Annotated in this window: 18 protein-coding genes and 1 other RNA gene; 11 read left to right on the forward strand and 8 right to left on the reverse strand. The window is 74.0% G+C overall.

Features of this window, described 5'->3' with window-relative positions:
• Nucleotides 1–5 precede the first annotated feature (5 nt).
• The 4 genes from AC1RSJ_RS11985 to rnpB all read left to right on the forward strand — a co-directional run bounded on the left by AC1RSJ_RS11985 (nucleotide 6) and on the right by rnpB (nucleotide 6,466).
• Entirely contained in the window at nucleotides 6–4,376 is a 4,371-nt protein-coding gene (locus tag AC1RSJ_RS11985; RefSeq protein ID WP_493118615.1) for a purine-cytosine permease family protein, read from the forward strand.
• A gap of 42 nt (nucleotides 4,377–4,418) precedes the next feature.
• Nucleotides 4,419–5,234 carry a Nif3-like dinuclear metal center hexameric protein gene (locus AC1RSJ_RS11990; RefSeq protein WP_493118616.1) on the forward strand — a complete coding sequence of 272 codons (816 nt, stop codon included), beginning with the start codon at nucleotides 4,419–4,421 and terminating at the stop codon, nucleotides 5,232–5,234.
• Between the two features lie 25 nt (nucleotides 5,235–5,259).
• Nucleotides 5,260–6,003, forward strand: a complete 744-nt coding sequence (locus AC1RSJ_RS11995; protein ID WP_493118617.1) for a zinc ribbon domain-containing protein — start codon at nucleotides 5,260–5,262, stop codon at nucleotides 6,001–6,003.
• A gap of 62 nt (nucleotides 6,004–6,065) precedes the next feature.
• Nucleotides 6,066–6,466, forward strand: an RNA gene (rnpB, locus tag AC1RSJ_RS12000) — RNase P RNA component class A.
• Between the two features lie 3 nt (nucleotides 6,467–6,469).
• Here rnpB and AC1RSJ_RS12005 read toward each other — a convergent pair.
• The 4 genes from AC1RSJ_RS12005 to map are packed head-to-tail and all read right to left on the reverse strand — an operon-like array spanning nucleotide 6,470 to nucleotide 10,276.
• A complete protein-coding gene (locus AC1RSJ_RS12005) occupies nucleotides 6,470–7,150 on the reverse strand; it encodes a response regulator (RefSeq protein WP_493118618.1) in 681 nt (226 codons plus the stop codon).
• Nucleotides 7,150–8,562: a sensor histidine kinase gene (locus AC1RSJ_RS12010; RefSeq protein WP_493118619.1), complete on the reverse strand. Its 1,413-nt coding sequence runs from the start codon at nucleotides 8,560–8,562 to the stop codon at nucleotides 7,150–7,152. The genes AC1RSJ_RS12005 and AC1RSJ_RS12010 overlap by 1 nt, the downstream gene beginning before the upstream one ends.
• Before the next feature lie 26 nt (nucleotides 8,563–8,588).
• Nucleotides 8,589–9,386, reverse strand: a complete 798-nt coding sequence (gene ppgK, locus AC1RSJ_RS12015; RefSeq protein WP_493118620.1) for a polyphosphate--glucose phosphotransferase — start codon at nucleotides 9,384–9,386, stop codon at nucleotides 8,589–8,591.
• A gap of 23 nt (nucleotides 9,387–9,409) precedes the next feature.
• Nucleotides 9,410–10,276 carry a type I methionyl aminopeptidase gene (gene map / locus AC1RSJ_RS12020; protein WP_493118621.1) on the reverse strand — a complete coding sequence of 289 codons (867 nt, stop codon included), beginning with the start codon at nucleotides 10,274–10,276 and terminating at the stop codon, nucleotides 9,410–9,412.
• A gap of 65 nt (nucleotides 10,277–10,341) precedes the next feature.
• Here map and AC1RSJ_RS12025 point away from each other — a divergent pair, with 65 nt between their 5' ends.
• A complete protein-coding gene (locus tag AC1RSJ_RS12025) occupies nucleotides 10,342–10,512 on the forward strand; it encodes a methionine aminopeptidase (protein WP_493118622.1) in 171 nt (56 codons plus the stop codon).
• A gap of 14 nt (nucleotides 10,513–10,526) precedes the next feature.
• Here the strand turns inward: AC1RSJ_RS12025 and panB are convergent, their stop codons facing one another.
• Genes panB through AC1RSJ_RS12040 form a run of 3 tightly spaced genes read right to left on the reverse strand, consistent with a single transcriptional unit; the run spans nucleotide 10,527 to nucleotide 13,752 of the window.
• A complete protein-coding gene (gene panB, locus AC1RSJ_RS12030; RefSeq protein WP_493118623.1) occupies nucleotides 10,527–11,336 on the reverse strand; it encodes a 3-methyl-2-oxobutanoate hydroxymethyltransferase in 810 nt (269 codons plus the stop codon).
• 9 nt (nucleotides 11,337–11,345) lie between these two features.
• Nucleotides 11,346–11,993, reverse strand: a complete 648-nt coding sequence (locus AC1RSJ_RS12035; RefSeq protein ID WP_493118624.1) for a lysoplasmalogenase family protein — start codon at nucleotides 11,991–11,993, stop codon at nucleotides 11,346–11,348.
• Between the two features lie 22 nt (nucleotides 11,994–12,015).
• Nucleotides 12,016–13,752, reverse strand: a complete 1,737-nt coding sequence (locus AC1RSJ_RS12040; protein ID WP_493118625.1) for an NAD+ synthase — start codon at nucleotides 13,750–13,752, stop codon at nucleotides 12,016–12,018.
• A 36-nt stretch (nucleotides 13,753–13,788) separates the two neighbouring features.
• On the opposite strand from AC1RSJ_RS12040, the gene AC1RSJ_RS12045 reads away from it, so the two are divergent.
• The 6 genes from AC1RSJ_RS12045 to AC1RSJ_RS12070 all read left to right on the forward strand — a co-directional run bounded on the left by AC1RSJ_RS12045 (nucleotide 13,789) and on the right by AC1RSJ_RS12070 (nucleotide 23,344).
• Nucleotides 13,789–15,126: a glutamine synthetase family protein gene (locus AC1RSJ_RS12045; protein ID WP_493118626.1), complete on the forward strand. Its 1,338-nt coding sequence runs from the start codon at nucleotides 13,789–13,791 to the stop codon at nucleotides 15,124–15,126.
• A gap of 5 nt (nucleotides 15,127–15,131) precedes the next feature.
• Entirely contained in the window at nucleotides 15,132–18,062 is a 2,931-nt protein-coding gene (locus tag AC1RSJ_RS12050) for a bifunctional [glutamine synthetase] adenylyltransferase/[glutamine synthetase]-adenylyl-L-tyrosine phosphorylase (RefSeq protein WP_493118627.1), read from the forward strand.
• A gap of 125 nt (nucleotides 18,063–18,187) precedes the next feature.
• On the forward strand, nucleotides 18,188–18,640 hold the full coding sequence (locus AC1RSJ_RS12055) for a PNPOx family protein (RefSeq protein ID WP_493118628.1): 453 nt from the start codon (nucleotides 18,188–18,190) through the stop codon (nucleotides 18,638–18,640).
• A gap of 364 nt (nucleotides 18,641–19,004) precedes the next feature.
• The gene (locus AC1RSJ_RS12060) at nucleotides 19,005–20,510 is read left to right on the forward strand and encodes a glycosyltransferase family 2 protein (RefSeq protein ID WP_493118629.1); all 1,506 of its coding nucleotides are present in this window, start codon (nucleotides 19,005–19,007) and stop codon (nucleotides 20,508–20,510) included.
• A complete protein-coding gene (locus AC1RSJ_RS12065) occupies nucleotides 20,503–21,885 on the forward strand; it encodes a glycoside hydrolase family 26 protein (RefSeq protein ID WP_493118630.1) in 1,383 nt (460 codons plus the stop codon). The genes AC1RSJ_RS12060 and AC1RSJ_RS12065 overlap by 8 nt, the downstream gene beginning before the upstream one ends.
• A gap of 64 nt (nucleotides 21,886–21,949) precedes the next feature.
• The gene (locus AC1RSJ_RS12070; protein ID WP_493118631.1) at nucleotides 21,950–23,344 is read left to right on the forward strand and encodes a UDP-glucose dehydrogenase family protein; all 1,395 of its coding nucleotides are present in this window, start codon (nucleotides 21,950–21,952) and stop codon (nucleotides 23,342–23,344) included.
• 33 nt (nucleotides 23,345–23,377) lie between these two features.
• Here AC1RSJ_RS12070 and AC1RSJ_RS12075 read toward each other — a convergent pair whose 3' ends face one another.
• Nucleotides 23,378–24,520, reverse strand: a complete 1,143-nt coding sequence (locus AC1RSJ_RS12075) for an Rv1352/Rv1906c domain-containing protein (protein ID WP_493118632.1) — start codon at nucleotides 24,518–24,520, stop codon at nucleotides 23,378–23,380.
• Nucleotides 24,521–24,552 lie beyond the last annotated feature (32 nt).

A 24,552-nucleotide genomic window follows, 5' to 3' on the forward strand; every position in this document is an offset into this window, starting at 1 on the left:
CGGGCATGAGCGACGGACCCGACGACGCCCGGGCGGATCAGACCGGGGCGACGGACGACGACGCCCTCGCGGACGCCATCCTCGCGACCTACACGTCCTCCATCCCGATCATCCGCGCCGGCACCGTGCCGTCGATGCCCGCCGAGTTCGACGCCGCGCTGCTCGCGGGGGACGACGAGCCGTCGGCTCCCGAGCCCGAGCCGGAGGCCGCTGCAGCGATCGAGGAGCGGCGGGAGCCCATTGCGCCGGAGCCTCCGATCGTGCCGCAGCCGGAGTCATCAGCGGAGCCCGCAATCGTGGCGGAGCCGGAGCCCGAGGTCGACACGGCGCCCGAGCCGGAGCCGGAGCCCGAGCCCGAGGCCGACGTGGCGCCCGAGCCGGAGCCGGCGATCCAGGCGGAGCAGGTCTGGACTGGCGAGTCGGCTCCGGAGCCCGAGCCGGCACCGGATCCCACCCCCGCGGCCGACATCGCGCCCGAGCCGGTCGCCGAGCCCGAGCCGGCTCCGGAGCCGGTGGTCGACGCCGCGCCCGACCCGACGCCCTGGTGGCTCGCGGACGCCGCGCCCGTCGCCGCGCCCGATCCGGTCTTCGCACCGCCGCCCTTCGAGGCCCGCTCCGACGAGCCGACCACCGAGCCGTCCGCGGACGACGAGCCCGACGGCCCGCGGATCTGGGATCTCGGCGACGCCCCCGCACCGGGCGCCGCCTGGACCGATACCGACGCCGGCCCCTTCGACCTCCCCCCGCCCGCCGACGAGGGCGAGCCGATCGACCTCGCGTCCGCACCGGCGCCATGGGAGTCGATGCCGGCGCCCGCGCCCGACAGCATCGAGACGGACGGCTCGCCGTGGCGGGTCGAGACCGACTCGCCCGTGAGCCCGTTCTCGCCGCAGCCGTTCCCGACCGAGGACCGCGAGCCCTGGACCTCGCTCGTCGAGCCCGAACCGGAGCCGGAGGCGGAGTCCGCGCCGGACCCGTCCGAGCCGGCCTTCCGCAGCGCTCCGCCTCCGCGTCCGGACTGGCAGCCCGCCGACTGGTCGCCGAGCAGCTGGGAGCCGGAGCCCGTGGACGACATCGGCGTCGCGTCGCCCGAGGCGTCGACTGCCGATCCGTCCATCGCGGACCCGATCGCCGACGCGTCGTCCGCCGACGAGCCATCCGTCGATGAGCGTCCCGCCGAGCAGCTCGACGACGCCGAGCCCGCATCCGCCCGTTCGGACGTCGCGCCGTCGAGCGAGCCGGAGCCCGTCCCGGACGCGTCGGGGACGGCCGCCGAGGACGCCGACGCGCCCCGGCTGAATGCGCCGACCGCCGTGCCGACGACCGCGACCGCAGCGCCCGCGCCGGGTCCCGAGGCGTGGGCCTCGATGCTGTTCCAGCCGCCGGCCACCGCCACCGGCCCCTCGCCGATCATCGACCCGTTCACCGGAGCGACGACCGCGCCGGCGACGCCGGACGCCGGGAGCGGCTCGGACGCGGCTGCGTGGAACGCCCCCGCGGTCGCCGCGAACGAGCCCGAGGTCGAGACCGAGTCGGGCTCCGCGCCCGGCGACGCCCCGTCCGAGCCGGCGGACGCCGCTGTCGAGCCGGAGGACGCCGCGACCGAGCTCCAGCCCGAGGAGGACCTCGCATCCGAGGACGACCTCGCGGCCGACGCAGGCGGCGCCGCGCACGCCGTCTACGCGGACGAGCCGTCGCTCGCACCGACCGTGCCGCCCTTCGACGAGACGCTGCTCTACGCACGTCCTTCCGACGACCCGACCCTCGACGCCCTCCGCCGCTTCGAGGCCGAGCTGCGCGAGAACGGCACGACGCTCGACGCGCCGCCGGCCGACGCGCCGGTCGAGCCGTCTGCGCCTCCGGCCTTCCCGCCGCCCGGCGCCGTTCCCGCAGCCGGGGCCGACCCGATCGAGGCTCGTCCCGAGGCCGACGATCCGTCCGCGGCCGACGTCCGGTCCGAGCCCGGCGTCCCGCCGGAGGCCGCCGAGGACTGGGCTGCGCCGTTCGACTGGGCACCGCCCGCCGACACCGCGCCCGCCGACCAGCCGCCACCCGTCGAGGAGGACGACCCGGCCTCGGATCCATCTCCCGAGCCGCCGACGATCGCCTCCCTGGCGGACCTCGCCGCGGCCCCGCCGCCGGACCCGGCGGCCGCCGTGGATCCGGAGTTCGGCCCCGCACCGCCCGCGGGCTGGGCCCCGACGGGCGACGACGCGGTCCCCGCGGAGCACCCCGACACCGAGTCGGGCGACGAGCCGACGGCTGGTCCCACGGAGGACCCGGCGGCCGACCTCCTGCCGCCGCGTCCGGACTTCACGTCCCCGACGCCGCAAGCCGAGGTCGCCGCGACTCCGGCCGAGGAGCCCCCGACCGGCCCCCCGGCGCTCGTCGAGCCGCCGGAGCGCGAGCCGGTCGCGCCGCCCACCGGCGATCTGCCGCGGATCCCGACGGACTACGGCACGGGCGACTGGCCCGCGCCGCCGATCCCGTCGGACGCGGCGACCGTCGAGCCCGCCGCGACCGTCGAGCCCGCGGCAGCCGACGAGCCACCCTCGCCGGACGACCCCTCGACCGCGGCTGCGGACGCGACGCCGAGCTCTGCGGCACCGGCACCGGGAGTCCCGACTGCCGCCGGCCACGAGCTCGACGACCCGCCCGCGCCCGCGACCGGCTCTCCGTTCGCACCGCCCGCACCTCCGGCGGATCCGGCCCCCGACGCGTCGCCCGCTCCGGAGGCCTCCGCGCCCGTGCGTGCCGCCTCCGCCGGCGACGCGGACTACTCCGACGACGACGACGGCTCGATCGACGACGGCGACCGGGTGATGCCGAGCATCGCGCCCCTGCCGCCCGGCACCGTGCATTCGACCCTGCTGCTCGCCGAGCCGGTCGCGACGACGACCGTGACGGGTCCCGCCGACGCCGTGCCGGACCGTCCGACGCTGCCAGGGGTCATCCCGGTGGAGACCGCCGGCACCGAGCCGACGCCGCTCGACCGCCGCGCCGGCCGCGCGGCCCGCCTGTTCTGGATCTGGTTCGCCGCGAACGCGTCCGCCGCCGGACTCGGCGTCGGCGCCGTGGTCAGCGCCTCGGGCATGAGCCTGCGGCAGTCGATCGTCGCGGTGCTCGCGGGCATCGCGATCTCGCTGCTGCCGCTCGGACTCGGCACGCTCGCCGGCAAGTGGAGCGGCCAGCCCGCGCTCGTCGTGTCCCGCGCGACCTTCGGCCTGCTCGGCAACGCGCTGCCCGCGCTCGTGGCCGTGCTCGCCCGGGCCGCGTGGGGCGGCGTGCTGCTCTGGCTGCTCGCGGACGGCGTCGCCCGCTCGCTCGGGCTGCTCGGCGTCGACGCCGTCGATCCCGAGACGCTGCGGCTCGCCGGGCTCGGCGTCGGAGCCCTCATCACCGCGGTCGTCGGCGTGTTCGGCTACGGCCTCGTGTCGCGGATCCAGCTCGTCCTCACGATCGCGACCGCCGTGCTCGTGGTCGGCGTCGTCGCCCTCACCGCCGGGGAGGTCGACCTGTCCGCGGCGCTGCGCCGCGGCGACGGCTCGTGGGCGCTCGTCGTCGGCGGCGCGGTCGCCGTGTTCAGCTGGGTCGGCCTGGCCTGGGCGCAGAGCGGCGCGGATGTCGCCCGCTACCAGCGCGCCGCGGCGCGGGGCTCCTCCAACATGCTGTCCGCGAGCATCGGGGCCGTGCTGCCCGTGCTGATCCTCGTGGCCTGGGGCGCCGTGCTCGCCGCCTCCTCGCCGCAGCTCGCGGAGCGACTCGCGGAGTCGCCGATCGCCGCCCTCGCCGGCATCCTGCCCGCCTGGTACCCGGTGCCGCTGCTGCTCCTCGCCGTGCTCGGCAGCCTGTCGGGCGCGATCCTGTCGTCGTACTCGGGCGGCTTCGCGCTCCAGTCGCTCGGCGTGCCGGCGAGCCGCCCGGTCTCCGCCGTGCTCGCCACGGTGCTCGCCGGCGCGGTCGGCGCGGTGCTGCTGCTGTCGACGGCGTCGCTCGACGGGGTCATCCACGACCTCCTGCCGACGCTCGCCGTGCCGGTCGCGGCCTGGACGGGCATCTTCGGCGCCGAGATGATGCTGCGGAGCCGTCGCTTCCACACGCCGTCGCTGCTCACCCGCGGCGGGGTGTACCCCGACATCCGGCTCGTGAACCTGATCGCGTTCGTCGCGATCACCGTGATCGGGCTCGGGCTCGTGACGAGCACGACGACCGGGCTGACCTGGCAGGGCTTCCTGCTGCCGCTCGCCGGCATCGCGGACACCTCGCCGCTCGGCGCGAGCGACCCCGGCGTGATCGTGGCGCTCGTGCTCGGACTGGTCGTGCCGATCGTGTCGGCCGTGCCGGTCATCCGCCGTCAGGAGGCGGTGCGCGCCTGACGCGCGGCGCCGCCCGCAGCGCCCCGACCCTAGACTGAGGGGATGCCGCGGCTCGCCGAGATCGACAGCGTCGTCGGCGACCTCTGGCCGCTCTCCGGAGCCGAGTCGTGGGACGCCCCCGGGCTCCTGTCCGGCGCTCTCGACGCCGAGGTCGACCGCATCCACCTCGCCGTCGACGCAGTCGCGGAGACGGCGGACGAGGCGGTCGCCGCCGGCGCCCAGCTGCTGCTCGTGCACCACCCGCTCCTGCTGCGCGGCGTGACCGCGATCCCGGAGACCCGGTCGAAGGGCGCCGTGCTCGCCCGGCTCATCCGCGGCGGCTGCGCGCTCGTCGCGGCGCACACGAACGCGGACGTGGTGCCGACCGGCACCTCCGCGGTCCTGGCGGGCCGCATCGGCCTCCGCGACGCCGTGCCGATCGTGCCCGGCGCGGTCGCCGGCACCGGCATCGGCCGCGTCGGGGTGCTGCCCGAGACGACCACCCTCGGCCGGCTCGCCGGTGCGCTGGCGCACCTGCTGCCGCCGACCGCGACGGGCGTGCGCGGCGCGGGGGACTGGGACCGCCCGGTGCGCACGGTCGCGCTCTGCGCCGGCGCGGGCGACTCGCTGCTCGCCGAGCCCGCCGTCAGGGCGGCCGACGTCTACGTCACGAGCGACCTGCGCCACCATCCGGCCTCCGACGCGCTGCAGGATGCGCGAGCCGGCGGCGGACCCGCGCTGCTCGACATCTCGCACTGGGCCGCCGAATGGCTCTGGCTCGACACCGCCGCCGCCGAGCTGCGCGCCGCCCTCCCGGGCGTCGACGTGACGGTCAGCGAGCTGCGCACCGACCCGTGGGACTTCGCCGTCCCGCAGTGACCCCGCACGACGGAAGGACCCGCTCATGGCCCTGAAGGCCGCCCCCGCCGATCAGGCGCTGCTCCTCGAGCTGCAGGACCTCGACAGCACCCTCCAGCGCCTCACCGCGCGCGCTGCGAAGCTGCCCGAGGAGGCGGCCCTGACCGCGATCGCCGCGGACCGGGACGCGCTCCGCGCCGCCGCCGGCGAGCAGACCGGATCACTCGAGGACGCCCGGCTCGAGCTCACCCGCACCCAGGCCGACGTCGAGGTCGTCGACGCCCGCATCGCCCGCGACCAGTCCCGCCTCGAGGCCTCGACCTCCGTGAAGGACATCGAGGGCCTCCAGCAGGAGCTGACCGCCCTCGCGAAGCGGAAGAACGACCTCGAGGACATCGAGCTCGCCGTCATGGAGACCGTCGAGGAGCGCGAGACCGCCCTGGCCGCCACCCGCGCCGACCTCGACGGGCTCGACGCGCGCACCGCGGATGCGACCGCCGCGCGCGACGCGGCGGCCGGCTCGCTCGCGACCGAGCGCGAGCAGGCGTCGATCGCCCGCGGCGCCCTGGCGGACCGCCTGCCCGCCGACCTCCTCGCGCTCTACGAGAAGCAGCGCGCCCGCTACGGGATCGGCGCCAGCCTGCTGCGCGGCGGCGTCTCCGTCGCGGCCGGCGTCGCCCTCACCGGGTCGGACCTCCGCACCGTGCGCACCGCGGCGCCCGACGACGTGCTGCTCTGCCCCGAGTCGGAGGCCATCCTCGTGCGGACGGAGGAGAGCGGGCTCTCCTGACGACGAGCGCTGCGGAGAGCGGGCTCCGACCTGCTCGCGCCCGCTAGCATGGGCCCAGGCAACGGGCCGGCCAGACGGTCGCGTCATCCGGCTGCGTCTCCTCGCGAGACGGACGCGGATGCCGAGGAACGTCCGGGCTCCGCAGAGCAGGACGGTGGGCAACACCCACCCGGGGTGACCCGCGAGAAAGTGCAACAGAGAGCAGACCGCCTCGGACCGCTCGCGTCTTCGGATGCGGCGTCCGCGGTAAGGGTGAAACGGTGGTGTAAGAGACCACCAGGGGCCCGAGTGATCGGGCTCGCTGGGTAAACCTCGTCCGGAGCAAGGTCAGACAGGGGACGTCGAGGCGGCTCGCCGAGTCCCCGGGTAGACCGCTGGAGGGTGTCGGCGACGGCACCCCGAGAGAGATGGCCGTCACGGTGCGTGCACCGTACAGAACCCGGCGTATCGGCCGGCCCGTTGCCCCTCAGCCCTCCGGGGTGAAGCGGTACCCCATCCCGGGCTCGGTGCGCAGGTACCGCGGGTCGGCGGTGTCGGCCTCGAGCTTGCGGCGCAGCTGCGCGACGTAGAGGCGCAGGTAGCCGGTGTCGACCGTGTACCGGGCGCCCCAGACGCTCGTGAGCAGCGCCTCCTTCGACAGCAGCCGGCCGGGGTTGCGCACGAGCTGCTCGAGCAGCCGCCACTCGGTCGGCGTCAGTCGCACCGGCGCGCCGTCGCGCGTGACGAGGCGCGAGCCGAGGTCGACGACGACGTCGCCGAAGCGGACGACCGGCTCCTCCTCCGCGGCCGACGCGCTCCGTCGCACCAGGGCCCGCACCCGCGCCAGCAGCTCGTCGACCGCGAACGGCTTCGTGACGTAGTCGTCGGCACCCGCGTCGAGCGCCTCCACCTTGTCCCACGACCCGCCGCGGCCGGAGACGACCAGGATCGGCGTCTCGGACCGTGCCCGGACGGCGCGGATGACGTCGATGCCGGTGGCGCCGGGCAGGCCGAGGTCGAGCACGACGAGGTCGGGACGCGCGGCCGCCGCCGTCTCGATCGCGGTCTCGCCGTCGGACGCGGTGTCGACGTCCCACCCGCGCGCGGTCAGCGTGATGCGGAGCGCCCGCAGCATCTGCGGATCGTCGTCGACGACGAGCACGCGCATCAGGCCCCCGCTCCCGCCGCCGGCAGGTCCAGGGCCATGGTCAGCCCGCCGCCGGGGGTGTCCTCGAGCGTCAGCGTGCCGCCCATGGCCTCCGTGAACCCGAGCGCGATCGCGAGCCCGAGGCCGATCCCGCTCGTGTTGTCAGTGTCGCCGAGCCGCTGGAACGGCAGCAGCACCTCCGAGCGGCGCTCGGGCGGGATGCCGGGGCCGTGGTCGATCACGCGGAGCAGCACCCGGCCGCCGGCCGACCTCGTGGCCACCGAGGGCGGGGCACCGGGTGGCGAGAAGCGCAGGGCGTTCGCCAGCAGGTTCTCGACCACCCGCTCGAGCAGCACCGGGTCGGCGCGCACCGGCGGCACGTCCTCGAGCGCGAGCTCCACCTCGCCCGGTCCGAGGCCGAGCCGGTCGAGAGCGACGACCGCGATCTCGTCGAGCTCGACGCTGCGCAGGGCGACCCCCAGCACGCCCGCCTGCAGGCGGCTCGCGTCGAGCAGGTCGGTGACGAGCCGGCCGAGCGACGTCAGGCTCTCGTCGGCCGTGGCCAGCAGCTCCGCGCGGTCGGCGTCGCCGAGGTCGGCGTCGTCGGCCCGGAGCGCACCGACCGCGGCTCGCGCGGACGCGATGGGCCTGCGCAGGTCGTGCCCGACCGCGGCGAGCAGCGCAGTCCGCAGCCGGTCGGCCTCCTCGAGCGGCTCGACGTCCGCGGCGCGCCGCGCGAGCCGGCGCTGGGTCAGCGCGGCGTCGAGCTGGGAGACGAACGCGCCGAGGATGCGGCGATCGTCGTCGGTCAGCGGGGGCCCGACCAGCCGCAGCGAGGCGGCGGCGCCGACCGGCAGCGTGCTCTCCGTCCGGTCCGCGTCGTCCAGGCCGGCCGGGCCGGCCGGATCGACGGCCGCCGCCGCCACGTCATCGCCCTGGCGCAGCTCGACGACCCGCATCCGGAACGTCTCCCGCAGCCGGCCCACGAGCGCCTGGAGCGCATCCGCGCCGCCGAGCACGCTCCCGGCCACCGCCACGAGCGTCTCCGATTCCGCGGCCGAGCGGGCCGCCTCCCGGGCGCGCCGCGCGGCGCGATCGACGACCACGCTGACGAGCACGGCGATCACGACGTAGACGCCGAGCGCGACGAGATTGCGCGGGTCGCTGACCGCGAACGTGCCGAGCGGCGCAAGGAAGAAGAAGTCGAGCGCGATCCCCGACGCGACCGCGGCGAGCAGCGCGGGCCCGAGCCCGCCGACGAGCGCGACCACGACGACGAGCAGCTGGAAGGCCAGCACCTCGATCGTCGCGGAGTCCGGGGTGTCCGCGATGCCGAGCAGCCCGGTCAGCGCCGGCACGCCCGCGGCGGCTGCGATCCACCCCGCGGTCCGGCGGCGGCGCGAGAGCGCGGCCCGGCCGGCGACACCCGCCATCGCGCCCTCCGCGCCCGCCGGCCCGGTCAGCGGCCGGTGACGTCGGCCGTGGGCTTCGCGCCGCGCTCGCTCGCGGTGTGGCGGTGCGTCAGCGCGGCGGCGCCGAGGATGCCGGCGTTGTTGCGCAGCTTCGCGGGCACGAGCGGCGCGCGCAGCTCGAGCAGCGGCAGGAACTCCTCGTAGTGCTTCGAGACGCCGCCGCCGACGATGAACAGGTCGGGGGAGAACAGCATCTCGAGCGTCTCGTAGTAGCGCTGCAGGCGCTTGGCCCACTGCTTCCAGTCCCACTCGTGCCGCTCCTTGGCGGCGTAGCTGGCGCCGCGCTCCGCGTCCTTGCCGTCGATCTCGAGGTGGCCGAGCTCGCTGTTCGGCACGAGCACGCCGTCGTTGATCAGCGCGGTGCCGATGCCGGTGCCGAGGGTGGTGAGGATCACGAGGCCGCCGGCGCCCTGCGCGGCGCCGTAGCGGATCTCCGCGACGCCCGCGGCATCCGCGTCGTTGACGAAGTGGATGTCGCGGCCGAGCGCCTTCTCGAACAGCGACTCCGCCTCGAGGCCGATCCACTCCTTCGAGACGTTCGCCGCGGACATCGTGCGGCCGTTGATCACCACGGCGGGGAAGCAGACGCCGACGGGCGCATCCGGGTTGTCCGCTGCGAGCTCGGCGACGAGCTCCTGCACCACGTCGACGATGTCGCCGGGCTCGCCCCCCTCGGGCGTCGGCTTCTTGATGCGGTCGGAGACCAGCTCGCCGGCGTCGAGGTCGACCAGAGCCCCCTTGATCCCGGTGCCGCCGATGTCGATGCCGATCGCCAGTGAGCTCATGACTCCATCCTGGCATCCCCGGCTCAGGGGATCGTCAGCAGCTCCGCGCCCGACTCGGTCACGACGAGCGTGTGCTCGAACTGCGCCGTGAGCGAGCGGTCGCGGGTGACCACGGTCCAGTCGTCGGCCCAGAGATCCCAGCGCTCCTCGCCGGAGATCGTGAGCATCGGCTCCACGGTGAAGACCATGCCCGGGTCCATGACGTCGGCGTACCGGGGCTCGTCGTAGTGGGGGATGATCAGCCCGGAGTGGAAATGCTGGCCGACGCCGTGCCCGGTGTAGTCGCGCACGACGCCGTAGCCGAAGCGCGCAGCGTAGCTCTCGATCGCGCGGCCGATCACGTTCACCTGGCGACCCGGTGCCACGGCTTTGATGCCCCGGAGCATCGCGGTCTCGGTGCGCTCGACGAGCTCGGCGACCTCGGGAGCGACCTGCCCGACCGCGAACGTGCGGTTGAGGTCTCCGTGCATGCCGTCGCGGTACGCGGTCACGTCGATGTTGACGATGTCGCCCTCGCGCAGGACGGTGTCGTCGGGGATGCCGTGGCAGATCACCTCGTTGACGGAGGTGCAGCTCGACTTCGGGTACCCGCGGTAGCCGAGGGTCGAGGGATACGCCCGGTGCTGCACGAGGAACTCGTGCACGATCTCGTCGAGCTGCTCGGTCGTGACGCCGGGCGCGACGGCGGCGCCGGCGGCCTCGACGGCGCGGGCGGCGATGCGGCCCGCCTCGCGGATGCGCCCGATCTCCTCGAAGGAGTACACGTCGCCGCGGCGGGTCAGGGTCGGTCCGGGACGGCCGACGTATTCCGGACGCGGAATGTCGCGGGGCACGGGGCGCTCGGGCGACACGTGTCCCGGCACGAAGCGTCCGTCTGCATCCCAGGGCATCAGCCCAGCCTAGATGGATGCGGTCCGTCCACCGTGCCGCGGCACCGCCGTCCTAGGCTGGCGGCATGAGCGAGTGGTGGTACAACAACAAGACCGGCGAGGTCGAAGAGGGCGCGCAGTCGCTCGGATCCGACCGCGACGGGCCCTTCGCATCCCGCGAGGAGGCCTCCCGCGCGCCGGAGATCGCGAGGGAGCGCGCCCGCGCCTGGGCGGCCGAGGACGCCGAGGACCGCTAGCGCTCCTCCGGGACTCAGTACGAGTGCTCGTCGGCCGGGTAGGCGCCGGAGGCGACGTCCGCCGCGTACGTCCGCGCCGCATCCTCGAGCACGCCGGCGAGGTCCGCGTAACGCTTGACGAACTTCGGCACGCGGCCGGTCGTGAGGCCCGCCCAGTCCGTCCAGACCATCAGCTGGCCGTCGCAGTCCGGTCCGGCGCCGACGCTGATCGTCGGGATGCCGAGCTCCTTCGTGACCCGCGCGGCGGCGTCCGCGGGCACCATCTCGAGCACGACGGCGAAGGCGCCGGCGCGCTCGACCGCCCGGGCGTCCTCGAGCAGCGCCTCGACCGCCTCACCGCGGCCCTGGATGACGTGCCCGCCGAGCTGGTGCTCGCTCTGCGGCGTGAAGCCGATGTGGCCCATCACCGGGATGCCGGCGGAGACGATGCGGCGGATCTGCTCCTCGCTGCGCACCCCGCCCTCGAGCTTCACGGCGTGGGCGCCGGTCTCCTTCATGAAGCGGAACGCGGTGTGCAGCGCCTCGTCCGGCCCGGTCTCGTAGGAGCCGAAGGGCATGTCCGCGATCACGAACGCCCGCTTGACGGCGCCGGCGACGGCGCGGGCGAGCGGGATGAGCTCGTCGATCGTGACGGGCACGGTCGTGTCGTAGCCGAGCACGTTGTTGCCGGCCGAGTCGCCGACGAGCAGGAAGTCGATGCCGGCGCGATCGAAGATGCCGGCCGTGAGCTGGTCGTAGCTCGTCAGCCCGGTGATCCGGATGCCCTGCTCCTTCGCGTTCGCGAAGTGCCGGGTACGGACGCGCTTGACGACCTCGTCTGCCATGTGCCCACCCTAGCCGCGCCGGCGGAGCACCCCGGCGACGAGCAGCCCCTGGGCGGCGAGGTACAGCGCCATGATCAGCACGTCCGACGCGCGGTCCTGGAGGGCCGGCGTGAACAGCCGCACGGCGAGGAGCGAGTCGGACAGCACGAACAGCGCGCCGCCGATGCCGGTCACGATCCCGCCCCGGGTCGCGGCGGCGGCCATGGCGCCGAGCGCGAGCCCGTAGACGGCGACCGGGATCGCCATGCCGCCGAGGAACGGGAGCAGGCCGACGAGCAGCGCGACCCACCAGACCGCGTAGAGGGCGGCCCAGCGGGGCACCCGGTGGCGGAACGCCAGCGCGAACGCCACGAGGTAGGCGAGGTGCGCGAGGAGGAAGAAGCCGAGCCCGACGGGCAGGTTCTGGATGGTGATGTCGCCGATCCACGACAGCAGCGCACCCGCCAGCAGCGCCGCGACCGGGGCCACGGCGCCGCGGCGACCGAGCAGCACGATCGGGATGGCGAGCGCCGGCATGAGCAGCGGCTTCGTCCAGTGGTCGAGGTCCGTCCAGCCCAGCGACTTCGCGCCGAGGTGGACGACGGCGACGAGCACGAACGGGAGCGCGCTCAGCCCCGCGAGGGAGCGCACGCGCGCCGGAGCGGCGGCCGTCGTCATGCGGGCGAGGCTACCGGCCGGATCAGCGAGTGGGCCGATAGGTGATCGGGAGTCGCCGATCCCGTCCGAACGCCATCCCGGAGATCTTCGGGCCGATCGCGCCCTGTCGCCGCTTCCACTCGGCGCGGTCCACGAGCTTCGTCACGAAGTCGACCGTCTCCGGGTCGAAGCCGTCGGCGACGAGCTCGTCGCGGCCCCAGCGCCGGGTGACGTAGCGCTCGAGCATCTCGTCGAGCAGGTCGTACGGCGGCAGCGTGTCCTGGTCCACCTGGTCGGGGCGCAGCTCGGCGCTCGGCGGCTTCTCGATCGAGGCGATCGGGATCGGCGGCGTCTCGCCGCGCTCGGCCGCGACGGCGTTGCGCCAGCGGGCCAGCTCCCAGACCAGCGTCTTCGGCACGTCCTTGATCGGCGCGAAGCCGCCGGCCGCGTCGCCGTAGATCGTCGAGTAGCCGACGGAGATCTCCGTCTTGTTGCCGTTCGTCAGGGCCAGGTGACCGTGCGTGTTCGACTCGGCCATCCAGATCATGCCGCGGATGCGCGCCTGCAGGTTCTCCGCCGCGGTGCCGGTGAGCCCGAGCTGGGTCTCGATCGGCAGCACGAGGTCGGCGATCGCCTGCACCGAGTAGTGGAAGCCGATCCGCTCGGCGAGCTCGGCCGCGTCGTCCTTCGACCCCTCGGAGCTGTAGCGGCTCGGCATCGAGATGCCGTGCACGCGGTCGGCGCCGATGGCGTCCGCGGCCAGCGCCGCGCAGACGCTCGAGTCGATGCCCCCTGAGACGCCGAGCACGACGCTCGGGAAGCGGTTCTTCTCCACGTAGTCGCGCAGGCCGAGCACGAGCGCGTTCCAGAGCTGCTCGCGGTCGTCCGGCAGCTCGACGACCTCGGCGTCGACGACCGGCTGCTCCTCCGAGTGCGCCGTGAGCTCGAGCTCGACACGGCGCACGTCCGGCGGCAGGTCCGCCGTGGCGGCCGGCTCGGGCTCGACGTCGACGACGAGCAGGTGCTCGCGGAACTGCGGCGCCCTCGCCAGGATGTCGCCCTGCCCGTCCACGACGACGCTGTCGCCGTCGAAGACGAGGTCGTCCTGCCCGCCGACGATGTTCACGTAGGCGACGATCGTGTCCGTCTCGGTCGCTCGGCGGGTGACGAGCGGCAGCCGCACCTCGTCCTTGTCGCGCTCGAACGGGCTCGCGTTGATCACGAGCAGCAGCCCGGCATCCGCGCTGAGCACGCGGCCGACCGGGCCGCCGTCGCGCCAGAGGTCCTCGCAGACGATGAGCGCCACATCGACGCCCTTCAGCCGCAGCACGAGCAGCTCGTCGCCGGGGATGAAGATGCGGTACTCGTCGAACACGGAGTAGTTCGGCAGATGGTGCTTCGCGTAGCGCGCGACGACGCGGCCGCGGTGCAGCACGCTGGCGCAGTTCTGGGCGATCGCGGTCGGGGCGTTCGAGGTGCCGAGGAGCCGCGGCTCATGCGGGCCGTCGGGGTGCCCGACGACGACCACGAGCTCGCCGAGCCCCTCGGCGTCGAGCCGCTCGGCCAGCGCCGGCACCGCCTCCGACGCGGAGCGCAGGAAGCCCGGCTGGGCCGCGAGATCCTCGATCGGGTAGCCGGAGAGGGCCATCTCGCCGACGGCGACGAGGTCCGCTCCGGCGGCGGCGGCCTCCCGCGCGGCGCCGAGGATCTGCTCGGCGTTGCCGACGAGATCCCCCACGATCGGGTTGGTCTGAGCCAGTGCCAATCGGAGACGGGGCATAGCCGATAGCCTACTGATCGAGCAGAAAGGGCCTGCATGGACAAGCAGCGCGACTTCGTCCTCCGCACCATCGAGGAGCGCGGGGTCAAGTTCGTCAGACTCTGGTTCACCGACGTGGTGGGCACCCTGAAGTCGGTGGCGCTCGCGCCCGCCGAGGTCGAGGGTGCGTTCAGCGAGGGCGTCGGCTTCGACGGCTCCGCGATCGAGGGACTGATCCCCACCTACGAGGCCGACGTGATGGCCCATCCGGACCCGGCGACGTTCCAGATCCTGCCCTGGCGGGGCGAGATCGACCCGACCGCGCGGATGTTCTGCGACATCACCACGCCCGACGGCCAGCCCGCCGTCGCCGACCCCCGCAACGTGCTCAAGCGCGCGCTCGCGAAGGCGGCCGACAAGGGCTTCACGTTCTACACGCACCCGGAGATCGAGTTCTACCTGCTGAAGTCGTCGCAGTCCGACGGCGGCGGTCCTGAGCCGGTCGACCACGCTGGCTACTTCGACAACGTGCCCGGCGGCACCGCGCACGACTTCCGCCGCCGCAGCGTGCGGATGCTCGAGGACCTCGGCATCTCGGTGGAGTTCAGCCACCACGAGGCCGGCCCCGGCCAGAACGAGATCGACCTCCGCTACGCCGACGCGCTGACGATGGCCGACAACATCATGACGTTCCGCACGGTCATCAAGGAGGTGGCCATCGAGCAGGGCGTCTACGCGACGTTCATGCCGAAGCCCCTCGCCGGCCGTCCGGGCTCGGGCATGCACACGCACGTCTCGCTGTTCGAGGGCGACACCAACGCGTTCTTCGACCCGGCGGGGGAGTACCAGCTCTCCGGCATCGCGCGGCAGTTCGTCGCCGGCCTGCTGCGCCACGCGCCCGAGATCACCGCGGTGACGAACCAGTTCGTCAACTCCTACAAGCGGCTCTGGGGCGGCGACGAAGCCCCCAGCTACATCACCTGGGGCCACAACAACCGCACCTCGCTCGTGCGCGTGCCGTTCTACAAGCGCAACAAGGGCCAGAGCGCGCGGGTCGAGTACCGCGCCCTCGACTCCGCAGCCAACCCGTACCTCGCCTTCGCGCTCATGCTGGCCGCCGGCCTCAAGGGCATCGAGGAGGGCTACGAGCTGCCGCCGGAGGCCGAGGGCGACGTCTGGGGCATGACGGACGCGGAGCGCCGCGCGCTCGGCTACGAGCCGCTGCCGTCGGGCCTCGATCGCGCCCTCGCCATCATGGAGGAGAGCGAGCTCGTGGCCGACACGCTCGGCGAGCAGGTCTTCAACTACCTGCTGCAGAACAAGCGCCGCGAGTGGGCCGCGTACCGCGCGCAGGTCACGCCGTACGAGCTCTCCGCCAACCTCGGGCTGCTCTAGGCGAGATGGCGCGCTCGGGAACCACGCTCACCGAGCTCGCGCGGCTGGGCTTCGACGACCTCTCGCAGGCCGCCGAGCGGCTCGAGCGCGTGCCCGTGCACCTCGTGCCGGCCTTCGGGTCGGCCGCGGATCCGGATGCGGCGCTCGACCGGCTGCTGCGGCTGCTCGAGCGCGCCCCGGAGCGGCTCGAGCCGGTGCTCTCGGATCCGGAGGCCGCCGCCCGACTCGTGCGGGTGCTCGGCGCCTCCGACGGCCTGGCCGACTTCCTGCAGCGGCGCCCGGCGCAGCTCGACGCGCTCCTGGATCCGCTCGAGCGCGGTCCCGAGCGTCCCGAGGTCTACCGCGACCGCCTCACCGCCGCGGTCGGCGGGCTCGCGGGCGAGGACGGGCGCGTGGCGCTGCGGGTGGCCTACCGGCGCGAGCTGCTGCGCATCGCCGAGTGGGACCTCGCCGCGGCCGATCCGACCGCCGTGCTGCCGGTCGTCGCGGCGGGGCTGGCCGATCTCGCCGGCGCCGCGCTCGACGCCGCGCTGCTGCTCGCCCGCGCCGACAGCCGGTTCCCGGCGGCCCAGGTGGAGCAGACCCGGCTCGCCATCATCGGGATGGGCAAGGCGGGCGCCCGCGAGCTGAACTACGTCAGCGACGTCGACGTCGTGTTCGTCGGGGAGTCGGCCGACCGCGAGGCCGTCGGCGACGACCGGGCCGTCGAGATCGCGACCCGGCTCGCCATGGACACCATGCGCGCCATCCACGAGCTGGCCGTGGAGCCCTCGCTCTGGGAGGTCGACCCGAACCTCCGGCCGGAGGGCAAGGACGGCGCGCTCGTGCGCACGCTCGACTCCCACCTGGCCTACTACGACCGCTGGGCTCGGCACTGGGAGTTCCAGGCGCTGCTGAAGGCCCGTCCGCTCGCCGGCGACCTCGAGCTCGGGGACCGCTACGTCGCCGGGGTCTCGCCGCTCGTCTGGTCGAGCTCGATGCGCGAGGGCTTCGTCGAGTCGGTGCAGCGGATGCGCGAGCGCGTCACCGACCACATCCCGGCCGACGAGCTCGACGTGCAACTCAAGCTCGGCCCGGGCGGTCTGCGCGACGTCGAGTTCACGGTGCAGCTGCTCCAGCTCGTGCACGGCCACGCCGACCCCGAGGTGCACCAGCGCTCGACGCTCGACGCGCTGCGCGGGCTCGCGGACGGCGGCTACATCGGGCGGCTCGAGGCGGGGGAGTTCGGCGGCGACTACCGCTTCCTCCGCCTGCTCGAGCACCGCATCCAGCTCTCCCGGCTCCGCCGCACGCACCTCATGCCGCGCGACGACCACGCGCTGCGCGTGCTGGCCCGGGCTGCGGGCCAGCAGGGCGGCGGCGAGCGGCTCGTCGAGCAGTGGCAGGCCGTGAAGCGCGAGGTGCGCGGCCTGCACGAGCGGCTGTTCTACCGGCCGCTCCTCTCGGCGGTCGCCGCGCTGCCGGAGGACGGGCTCGCCCTCACGAGCGCCCAGGCCGTCGACCGGCTCGCGGCGATCGGCTTCCACGACCCGGCGGGCGCGCTGCGCCACATCGCGGCGCTGTCGGCCGGCGTCTCGCGCCGCGCGGCCATCCAGCGCACGCTGCTGCCCGTCATCCTGCAGTGGCTGTCGGAGGGCGCGGATCCGGACAACGGCCTGCTCGTGTTCCGCCGGATGAGCGACGACCTCGGCGAGTCGCACTGGTTCCTGCGGATGCTGCGCGACTCGTCCGGCGCGGCCGAGCGGCTCACCTCGGTGCTCGCGGCGTCGCGCTTCGTCGGCGTGCTGTTCGAGCGGATACCCGAGGCGGCGGCCTGGCTGGCGAGCGACCACGACCTGCGGCCGCGCGAGGCGGCGGCGCTACTCGAGGAGAGCGCGGCGACGGTCGCCCGGCACGACGACATCGACCAGGCGGCGCTCGCGCTCCGCACGGCCCGCCGCCGCGAGGTGCTGCGGCTCGCGCTCGGCGGCATCATCGGGGTGATCGGCATCGAGGAGCTCGGCAAGGGCCTCGCCGACGTCACGACCGCGCTGCTCGCCGGCGTGCTCGAGCTCGTGCACCGCCCCGGCGACGGCATCGAGTTCGGGATCGTGGCGATGGGCCGCTACGGCGGCGAGGAGCTCGGCTTCGGCAGCGACGCCGACATCGTCTACGTCTACCGCGCCGCGGGCGCCGAGCCGGAGGAGGCGCAGCGGACGGCCCAGCACATCGTGCGCGAGCTCACCCGCCTCACCGAGGACCTGCGCCTGCCGCTCGACCTCGACACCGGGCTCCGGCCGGAGGGCAAGAACGGCGCCGTGGTGCGCTCGCTCGACTCGTACCGCGCCTACTACGCGCGCTGGTCGCTGACGTGGGAGGCGCAGGCGCTGCTGCGGGCGCGCGGCGCGGTCGGCGAGGCCGGACTGCTCGCCGAATTCGAGGCGATGGCCGACGGCATCCGCTATCCGTCCGCGCTCGACGACGCCGCCCAGCGCGAGGTGAAGCGCATCAAGGCGCGGGTCGAGTCCGAGCGGCTGCCGCGCGGCGCGGATCCGACCCGGCACCTCAAGCTCGGGCGCGGGTCGCTCAGCGACGTGGAGTGGCTCGTGCAGCTGCAGCAGCTCCGCTCGGCGCACGCCGTGCCCGCGCTGCGCACGCCGTCCACGCTCCGCGCGCTCGATGCCGCGGTGCAGGCCGAGCTCGTCTCCCGCGGCGACGCCGACCGCCTGCGTGCCGCCTGGCTGCTCGCCTCGCGCGCCCGCTCCGCGCTGACGCTCTGGACCGCGAAGACCGGTGACAGCCTGCCCGTGGGGCGGCAGGACCTCGAGGGGGTCGCGCGGCTGCTCGAGTACCCGCCCGGCGGCGCGAGCACGCTGGAGGAGGACTACCTGCGCACGACGCGGCACGCTCGGCAGGTGTTCGAGCGGCTGTTCTACGGGCCCCGGCCGTCCGCCTGATCGCCCCGTCCGCCTGATCGCCCCGCCCGCCTGATCGCCCCGCCCGCCTGATCGCCCCGCCCACCTGTGCGCCGGGACCCCCGATGGCGGTTCCCCTGCCGGACCCGGCGGCGTAGCGTCGGGGCATGACGCGGCTCCGCAGTCTCTGGCTCGGCCTGATCAAGCGCACGCTGAACCGGCTGACGCTGCGGCTGGCCGCCGCCGGGATCGGGCCGTTCTGGATCATCCGGCACATCGGCCGAACGTCCGGACGCGAGTTCGCGACGCCGATCATCGTCGCGCCCGCGGCGGGCGGCTTCGTGATCGAGCTGACCTACGGCCCCGCCGTGCAATGGCACCGCAACCTCGTCGCCGCCGGGGGAGCCGTGCTCGAGCGCGGCGGCCGGCGATGGGAGGTCGGGCCTCCCGAGCCGCTGCCGACGCAGCACGGCCTCGCCGCCTTCAGCCCCGCGCAGCAGCGCGTGCTCCGGCTCCTCGAGCGCGACCACTTCGAGCTGCTGCGGCCGTCCGGGCGCTCGTGGCGGCGCGCGACACGCCCGGGCGACACGGGTGAGCAGAACTTTCTTTCACGGATCTGAGGCGTACCCCGTCCGGGGGTACGCCGTACCCCGATAGGCGGGCGCACCGTCCGTCAGCCTCGCCGAGGGGTACATCCGCAAGGTCGCTCGAGAACTACGTCTGACCTGGGTATCTGCGGATCTAGCCGACGGATGCCGGTCCGCGCTTCCGCTGACATCCGGCGCCGTCGGCCGTTCTGCGGACGGGGGACGACCGGCCCGTAGCCCGGGTGATACCCGGGTGAGCAGAGGTGAGCGATGCCGACTTGAAACGCGCCCGTCGCTCGGTGGACAGTGGTCGCACTCCGGCACCCAGTCGGACGGCCGCCCACCGATCATCGGCTTCCCAGCGTCGCGGAGCTCCCTCCACCGATTCGGGGACCGAATGTTCATCTTCATCCTGCAGCTGCGCCATCTCATCGAGGGCCATCCCGCGATCTACCTGTTCGCGGTGTACTCGGCGCTCATCTGGCTGCTCTGGCTGCTCAAGCTCGTGCTGTCGTCGCGGTACCGCCCGTTCCGCGGCCGGTTCGACGGCACCACCAGCGTCGTCGTGCCGGTGGTCGACGAGCCGCTCGACCTCTTCCGCGACGTCATCGGCCGGATGGTCGAGCAGCGCCCCGGCGAGATCATCGTCGTCATCAACGGCAAGCCGAACCCCGGCCTCGTCGAGGTCTGCGAGGAGTTCGCGCCGCTGGTGCGGTGGGTGCACACGCCGATCCCAGGCAAGCGCAACGCCGTCAAGATCGGCACCGAGCTCTCGACCGGCGAGATCACCGTGCTCGTCGACTCGGACACGATCTGGACGGAGGGCGCGCTCGAGGAGCTCGTCAAGCCGTTCGCCGATCCCTCCGTCGGCGGCGTGACGACGCGGCAGCGGATCCTCGATCCGCATCGCTCGTTCCTCACCCGCTGGGCCGACTGGCTCGAGAACAGCCGGGCGCTGTACTCGATGCCCGCCCAGAGCGTACTCGGGCAGGTGGGCTGCCTCCCGGGCCGCACGATCGCGTTCCGCCGCGGCATCCTCATGCGGGTCATGCACGACTTCATGACCCAGAAGTTCCTCGGCGTGTTCCTCGAGGTCAGCGACGACCGCACCCTGACGAACCTCACGCTGAAGGCCGGCTACCGCACCGTGTACCAGTACACGAGCCTCGTCTACACGGACGCCCCGCTCGAGCTTCGCAAGCTGTTCAAGCAGCAGCTGCGCTGGGCGCGCGGCAGCCAGTACAACACCCTGCGGATGCTGCCCTGGATGCTCGGCCACGCGCCGGTGCTCGCGCTGTTCTTCGTCATGGACATCGTGCTGCCGTTCCTGCTTGCCGGCGTCATCGGCGGCTGGATCTACCGCTCGATCACCCACCAGGGCTACGACTTCTACGCCGGCATCCTCCGCGAGCTCGGCGTCGCGAGCGGGCTGATCTGGGTGCTCGCGCTCATGGTCGTCTCCTCCGTGCTGAGCATGGGCATCCGCCAGCTCCGGCACCTCGCCGAGAAGCCGTCGGACTTCCTGCGGCTGCCGTTCTTCATCGTGTTCTCGACGCTGTTCCTCATGCCCATCCGGCTCATCGGATTCGTCCGCCTCGCCCATGCGAGCGGCTGGGGCACCCGCGCCGGGGCCTACTCCGGCGGGTCGGACGACGTGGGGGGATCGTCCGCCCCGCCGGTCGACGGCGGGTCGGAGCTCGTGCCCGGCACCGCGGCGCCGGCCGGCGCCGGATCCTCCGGCGGCACCGCCACCCTCACCGCAGCCCGCCCGCGGGCAGCCGTCCGAGCGGATGCCGCCGTCGCGGCACCCGCACGCCGTCGGCGCCGGCCCAATCCGCTCGCCGCGGTCCCGTACCTGATCGCCATCGCGATCGTCACCCTGGAGGCGATGTTCCTTGTCTAGCGCTGCCCTGACCGCCGCCCGCTCCTGGTGGGCCACCAGTCCCCGCAGCGGCCGCGGCGCCGCCGTCGGCGCCGTCGTGCTCGTGCTCGCCCTGCTCGGCGTGTCCGCCGTCGTCTGGGCGTCGCCGAGCGGCCCGGTCCAGACCGCCCAGCGCCTCGTCCAGGGGCAGACCACCGCCGACCGCATGGTGCAGGAGCGCAACAAGCTGCTCTCCGACAACGTGCGCCTCAGCAGCCAGCTGCAGGCCGCGTGGTCGAAGGGCGGCGTCTCCGATGCCCAGGTCGCGGAGCTGCGCCGGCAGCTGGCCGACTCGCAGGCGCAGCTCGCCGCGCTGCAGGCCTCCTCCGGCGGCAAGGCCGTCACCGCGGCCGGCACGAAGACCAAGCCGACCGCGGGTGTCGTGCCCGCGGCCGTCACGGCCCCGTCGCGGGCGTCGATCATCGACCCCGCGTCGCCGTACTTCGGGCTCTACACGGCGCAGGCCCCGTTCAACTGGTCGGGCTTCGACTCGGTGTCGCACCAGGTCGGCGAGCAGCCGGGCGCGGTCGGCTTCTTCACCGGGTGGGACGAGAACTACCGCTCCAGCGGGGTCACCGCCGCGTGGAAGCGCGGGATGCTGCCCGTGATGACCTGGGAGTCCCGCCCGATCGGCGCCTCGAACGCCGAGAAGGACGATCCCGACTACACGCTCGCCGGCATCATCCGCGGCGACCACGACGCCTACCTGCACCAGTTCGCCGCCGACGTGCGCACGACCGGGCTGCCCGTCGTCATCCGCCTCGACCACGAGATGAACGGCGACTGGTACCCCTGGTCGGAGAGCACCAACGGCAACGCCGCGGGCGAGTACGCGAAGATGTGGCAGCACGTGCACGAGGTCTTCGAGCAGGAGGGCGCGAACAGCCAGGTCATCTGGCTCTGGTCGCCGAACCGCGTCGACCGCCTCACCTCGAGCCTGCAGTCGCAGAGCCATACGGCCTCGCTCTACCCGGGCGACGCCTACGTCGACTGGGTCGGCATGTCGGGCTACCTGCGCTCCGCGAACGAGGACGGCACCTTCGCGACCACGTTCGGCCGCACGCTCGGCCAGCTGCGCGCCATCGCCCCGGACAAGCGGATCTTCCTGTCGGAGGTCGGCGCCACGGAGACGGGCGGCAAGAAGCCCGCGTGGATCACCTCGTTCTTCCGGGGGCTCAACGATCCCGCCAATGCCGACATCGTCGGCTTCGGCTGGTTCGACCTCACCGTCACGAGCTTCGCCGAAGACGACACCTCCACGAACGACTGGCGGCTGGAGTCGACCCGGCAGTCGCTCGACGCCTTCATCGCCGGCTACACCGCGCCCGGCACGCGGTTCGCCGCCCGCCCGTTCTGAGCACGCACCGCCCCGCACCGCCCGCACCGCGCCTCGTCATCCACCTTTCCGAGAGGACCCTCCCATGAGCACCGACCTCGACACCCCTCCGCAGCCCGTCGCCAGCGTCATCGGCACCGGCTACCTCGGCGCCGTGCACGCCGCCGCCCTCGCCGAGCTCGGCTTCGACGTCATCGGCGTCGACTCCGACCCGGCCAAGATCGCCGCCTTCCAGGAGGGCCGCATCCCGTTCTACGAGCCCGGACTGGCCGAGCTCGTCGCGCGGCACACGGCCACCGGCCGCCTCCGCTTCACGACGGACCTGCCCTGGGCCGTGCGGGAGTCCGACGTGCACTTCATCTGCGTCGGCACCCCGCAGCGGCTCACCAGCCACGCGGCGAACGTCGACTTCGTGGAGGCCGCCACCGCGGACGTCGCGCGGAGCCTCACCCACGACGGCCTCATCGTCGGCAAGTCGACCGTGCCCGTCGGCACCGCCGAGCGGCTCCGGGAGATCGCGGCCGCGCTCGCACCGGAGGGGCTCTCGGCCGAGCTGGTCTGGAACCCCGAGTTCCTGCGCGAGGGCAAGGCCGTCGGCGACACCCTGTCACCGGACCGCATCGTGCTCGGAGGCACCTCCGCCGCCGCCGAGTCGATCCTGCGGACGCTGTACGCCCGGCCGATCGCCGAGGGCACCCCGGTCGTCGTCTGCGACCTGCCGACGGCCGAGCTCGTGAAGGTCAGCGCGAACGCGTTCCTCGCCACGAAGATCTCGTTCATCAACGCCATCGCGGAGGTCTGCTCCGCCGCCGGCGCGGACGTGCGGGTGCTGGCCGACGCGATCGGCCACGACCCGCGCATCGGCCGCTCGTTCCTCGACGCCGGCCTCGGCTTCGGAGGCGGCTGCCTGCCGAAGGACATCCGGGCCCTCATGCACCGCGCCGGCGAGCTCGGCGCGCCAGCCGCGGTCGGCCTGCTGCAGGAGGTCGACGAGATCAACATGGGCCAGCGCCAGCGCGTCGTGGAGCAGACGCTCGACGCCCTGGGCGGCACGGTGCTGAACCGGCGGATCGGCGTGCTCGGCGCCGCGTTCAAGCCGCTCACGGACGACGTGCGCGACTCGCCGGCGCTCAACGTCGCGGCGGCGCTGCACCTCCGCGGCGCCCAGGTCGCCGTCTACGACCCCGCCGCCGGCGGCACCGGGAGGCGCACGTACCCGACGCTGACCTTCGTGGACGACACGGCGACGGCCGTCGGGGGTGCGGACGCCGTGCTGCTGCTCACCGAGTGGGCGGAGTTCGGCGAAGTCGACCCGGAGGAGCTCGGCGCGCTCGTGCGCACCCGGCTGCTCATCGACGCCCGCAACCACGTGGACGCGGACCGCTGGCGTGCGGCGGGCTGGCGCGTCATCGGCCTCGGCGTCGCCGAGCCGCGCGAGCTGCTCGACCTGCGCACCGGCCCCGTGTTCGCGGTGGCCTGAGCCGGCGCGGCCGACTCGACCCGTCCCGCCGGGTCAGCCGGTCTTCGTCCACGGGCCGCAGCCCGAGGACGAGAACACCGCGTCGGTCGCGGCGATCGTCACCGAGACGGTGCCGCGGCCGACGTAGCCGTTCGCCACGAGGTCGGCGTACTCGCCGGACGGCGCGGCGTCGCGCTGCCAGTAGCAGCCCGTCGTCGCGGTCGACGTGTAGGTGCCGGGAGCCACGTCGCGGTTCACGAGCCACTGCCCGGTGCCGAACGTGCCCGAGGTGATGTTCGTGCTCGAGTCGGCCATCCGGATCCAGGTCGCGCAGCCGTCGGAGGTGAACCCGGCGTCGCCGGCCTTCACCCGCACGTACTGGCGGCCCGCCGCGCCGGCGTCGCTCGCGATGATCTCGGAGAACGTGCCACCGAAGCCGGAGAGGCGCGCCCAGTAGCAGGACGCGCCGCCCGCGGTCTGGTACAGCCCCGGCGCGACCCTGCCGGTGGCCGTGCCGACCCGGTAGGTGCCGGCGCGGACCGAGACGGCGAGCGGGGCGGCCGCCGGTGTCGTCGACGGGACGCGGAAGTTGTCGTTCTCGTACGACCAGATGCTCGCCGGGTACGTCGCCTTCACATAGGCGGCCTCGGTCGGGTCGGCCGTGTAGAAGTGGTGCACGAACGTCGGGCTGAAGAACCGCGCGACGACCTTCGTGTCGGCCGCGTCCGTCGTCGTCGGGTAGACGTAGAAGGCGATGCCCTCGTAGTCCCACGTGAACGAGTCGTAGACCTGCTGCACGTGCTCCTTCTCGGTCTGGCTGCTCGTGTAGAAGTGGCCGCTGAAGCGCGAGCTCCAGAACCGGTAGAGCGGCACGGTGCCGGGCTGCTTCATCGTGAACGCGCCGTAGGCGACGCCCTCGTACGACCAGACGCCGGGATACGTGCGGATGACCGAGTCGCGCTCGTCGGCGCTGATCGTGTAGAAGTGCGAGCGGAAGACCGGGCTCCAGAACCGGTACACCGGCTGCGCCGCGGCGGTCGGCGTCACGGCGGCCGCGGTCGTCGCCGTCGTCACCGGCGCGGCGGCGACCGGCGCGGCCGCGGGCGCGGCGAGCGCGGGCAGCGCGACCGCAGCGGTCGGAACCAGCAGCGCCGTGACGAGCGCCACGGCGGCGGCCAGCCTCGGAAGTCGTTCCATCGGAGCTCCCCCTGCTCTGATCGGTACGCCGT

It is taken from the genome of Schumannella sp. GW821-FHT10F01 (assembly GCF_058809295.1).

Coding starts and splice junctions, on each gene's coding strand:
- AC1RSJ_RS12010 (WP_493118619.1), bottom strand. CDS start 8,562: ATGGCGGGTGTCGCCGGCCGGGCCGCGCTCTCGCGCCGCCGCCGGACC.
- AC1RSJ_RS12070 (WP_493118631.1), top strand. CDS start 21,950: ATGAGCACCGACCTCGACACCCCTCCGCAGCCCGTCGCCAGCGTCATC.
- AC1RSJ_RS12005 (WP_493118618.1), bottom strand. CDS start 7,150: ATGCGCGTGCTCGTCGTCGACGACGATCCGCAGATGCTGCGGGCGCTC.
- AC1RSJ_RS12035 (WP_493118624.1), bottom strand. CDS start 11,993: ATGACGACGGCCGCCGCTCCGGCGCGCGTGCGCTCCCTCGCGGGGCTG.
- AC1RSJ_RS12040 (WP_493118625.1), bottom strand. CDS start 13,752: ATGCCCCGTCTCCGATTGGCACTGGCTCAGACCAACCCGATCGTGGGG.
- AC1RSJ_RS12050 (WP_493118627.1), top strand. CDS start 15,132: ATGGCGCGCTCGGGAACCACGCTCACCGAGCTCGCGCGGCTGGGCTTC.
- AC1RSJ_RS11990 (WP_493118616.1), top strand. CDS start 4,419: ATGCCGCGGCTCGCCGAGATCGACAGCGTCGTCGGCGACCTCTGGCCG.
- AC1RSJ_RS11995 (WP_493118617.1), top strand. CDS start 5,260: ATGGCCCTGAAGGCCGCCCCCGCCGATCAGGCGCTGCTCCTCGAGCTG.
- AC1RSJ_RS12025 (WP_493118622.1), top strand. CDS start 10,342: ATGAGCGAGTGGTGGTACAACAACAAGACCGGCGAGGTCGAAGAGGGC.
- AC1RSJ_RS12055 (WP_493118628.1), top strand. CDS start 18,188: ATGACGCGGCTCCGCAGTCTCTGGCTCGGCCTGATCAAGCGCACGCTG.
- AC1RSJ_RS12045 (WP_493118626.1), top strand. CDS start 13,789: ATGGACAAGCAGCGCGACTTCGTCCTCCGCACCATCGAGGAGCGCGGG.
- AC1RSJ_RS12060 (WP_493118629.1), top strand. CDS start 19,005: ATGTTCATCTTCATCCTGCAGCTGCGCCATCTCATCGAGGGCCATCCC.
- AC1RSJ_RS11985 (WP_493118615.1), top strand. CDS start 6: ATGAGCGACGGACCCGACGACGCCCGGGCGGATCAGACCGGGGCGACG.
- ppgK (WP_493118620.1), bottom strand. CDS start 9,386: ATGAGCTCACTGGCGATCGGCATCGACATCGGCGGCACCGGGATCAAG.
- AC1RSJ_RS12075 (WP_493118632.1), bottom strand. CDS start 24,520: ATGGAACGACTTCCGAGGCTGGCCGCCGCCGTGGCGCTCGTCACGGCG.
- panB (WP_493118623.1), bottom strand. CDS start 11,336: ATGGCAGACGAGGTCGTCAAGCGCGTCCGTACCCGGCACTTCGCGAAC.
- map (WP_493118621.1), bottom strand. CDS start 10,276: ATGCCCTGGGATGCAGACGGACGCTTCGTGCCGGGACACGTGTCGCCC.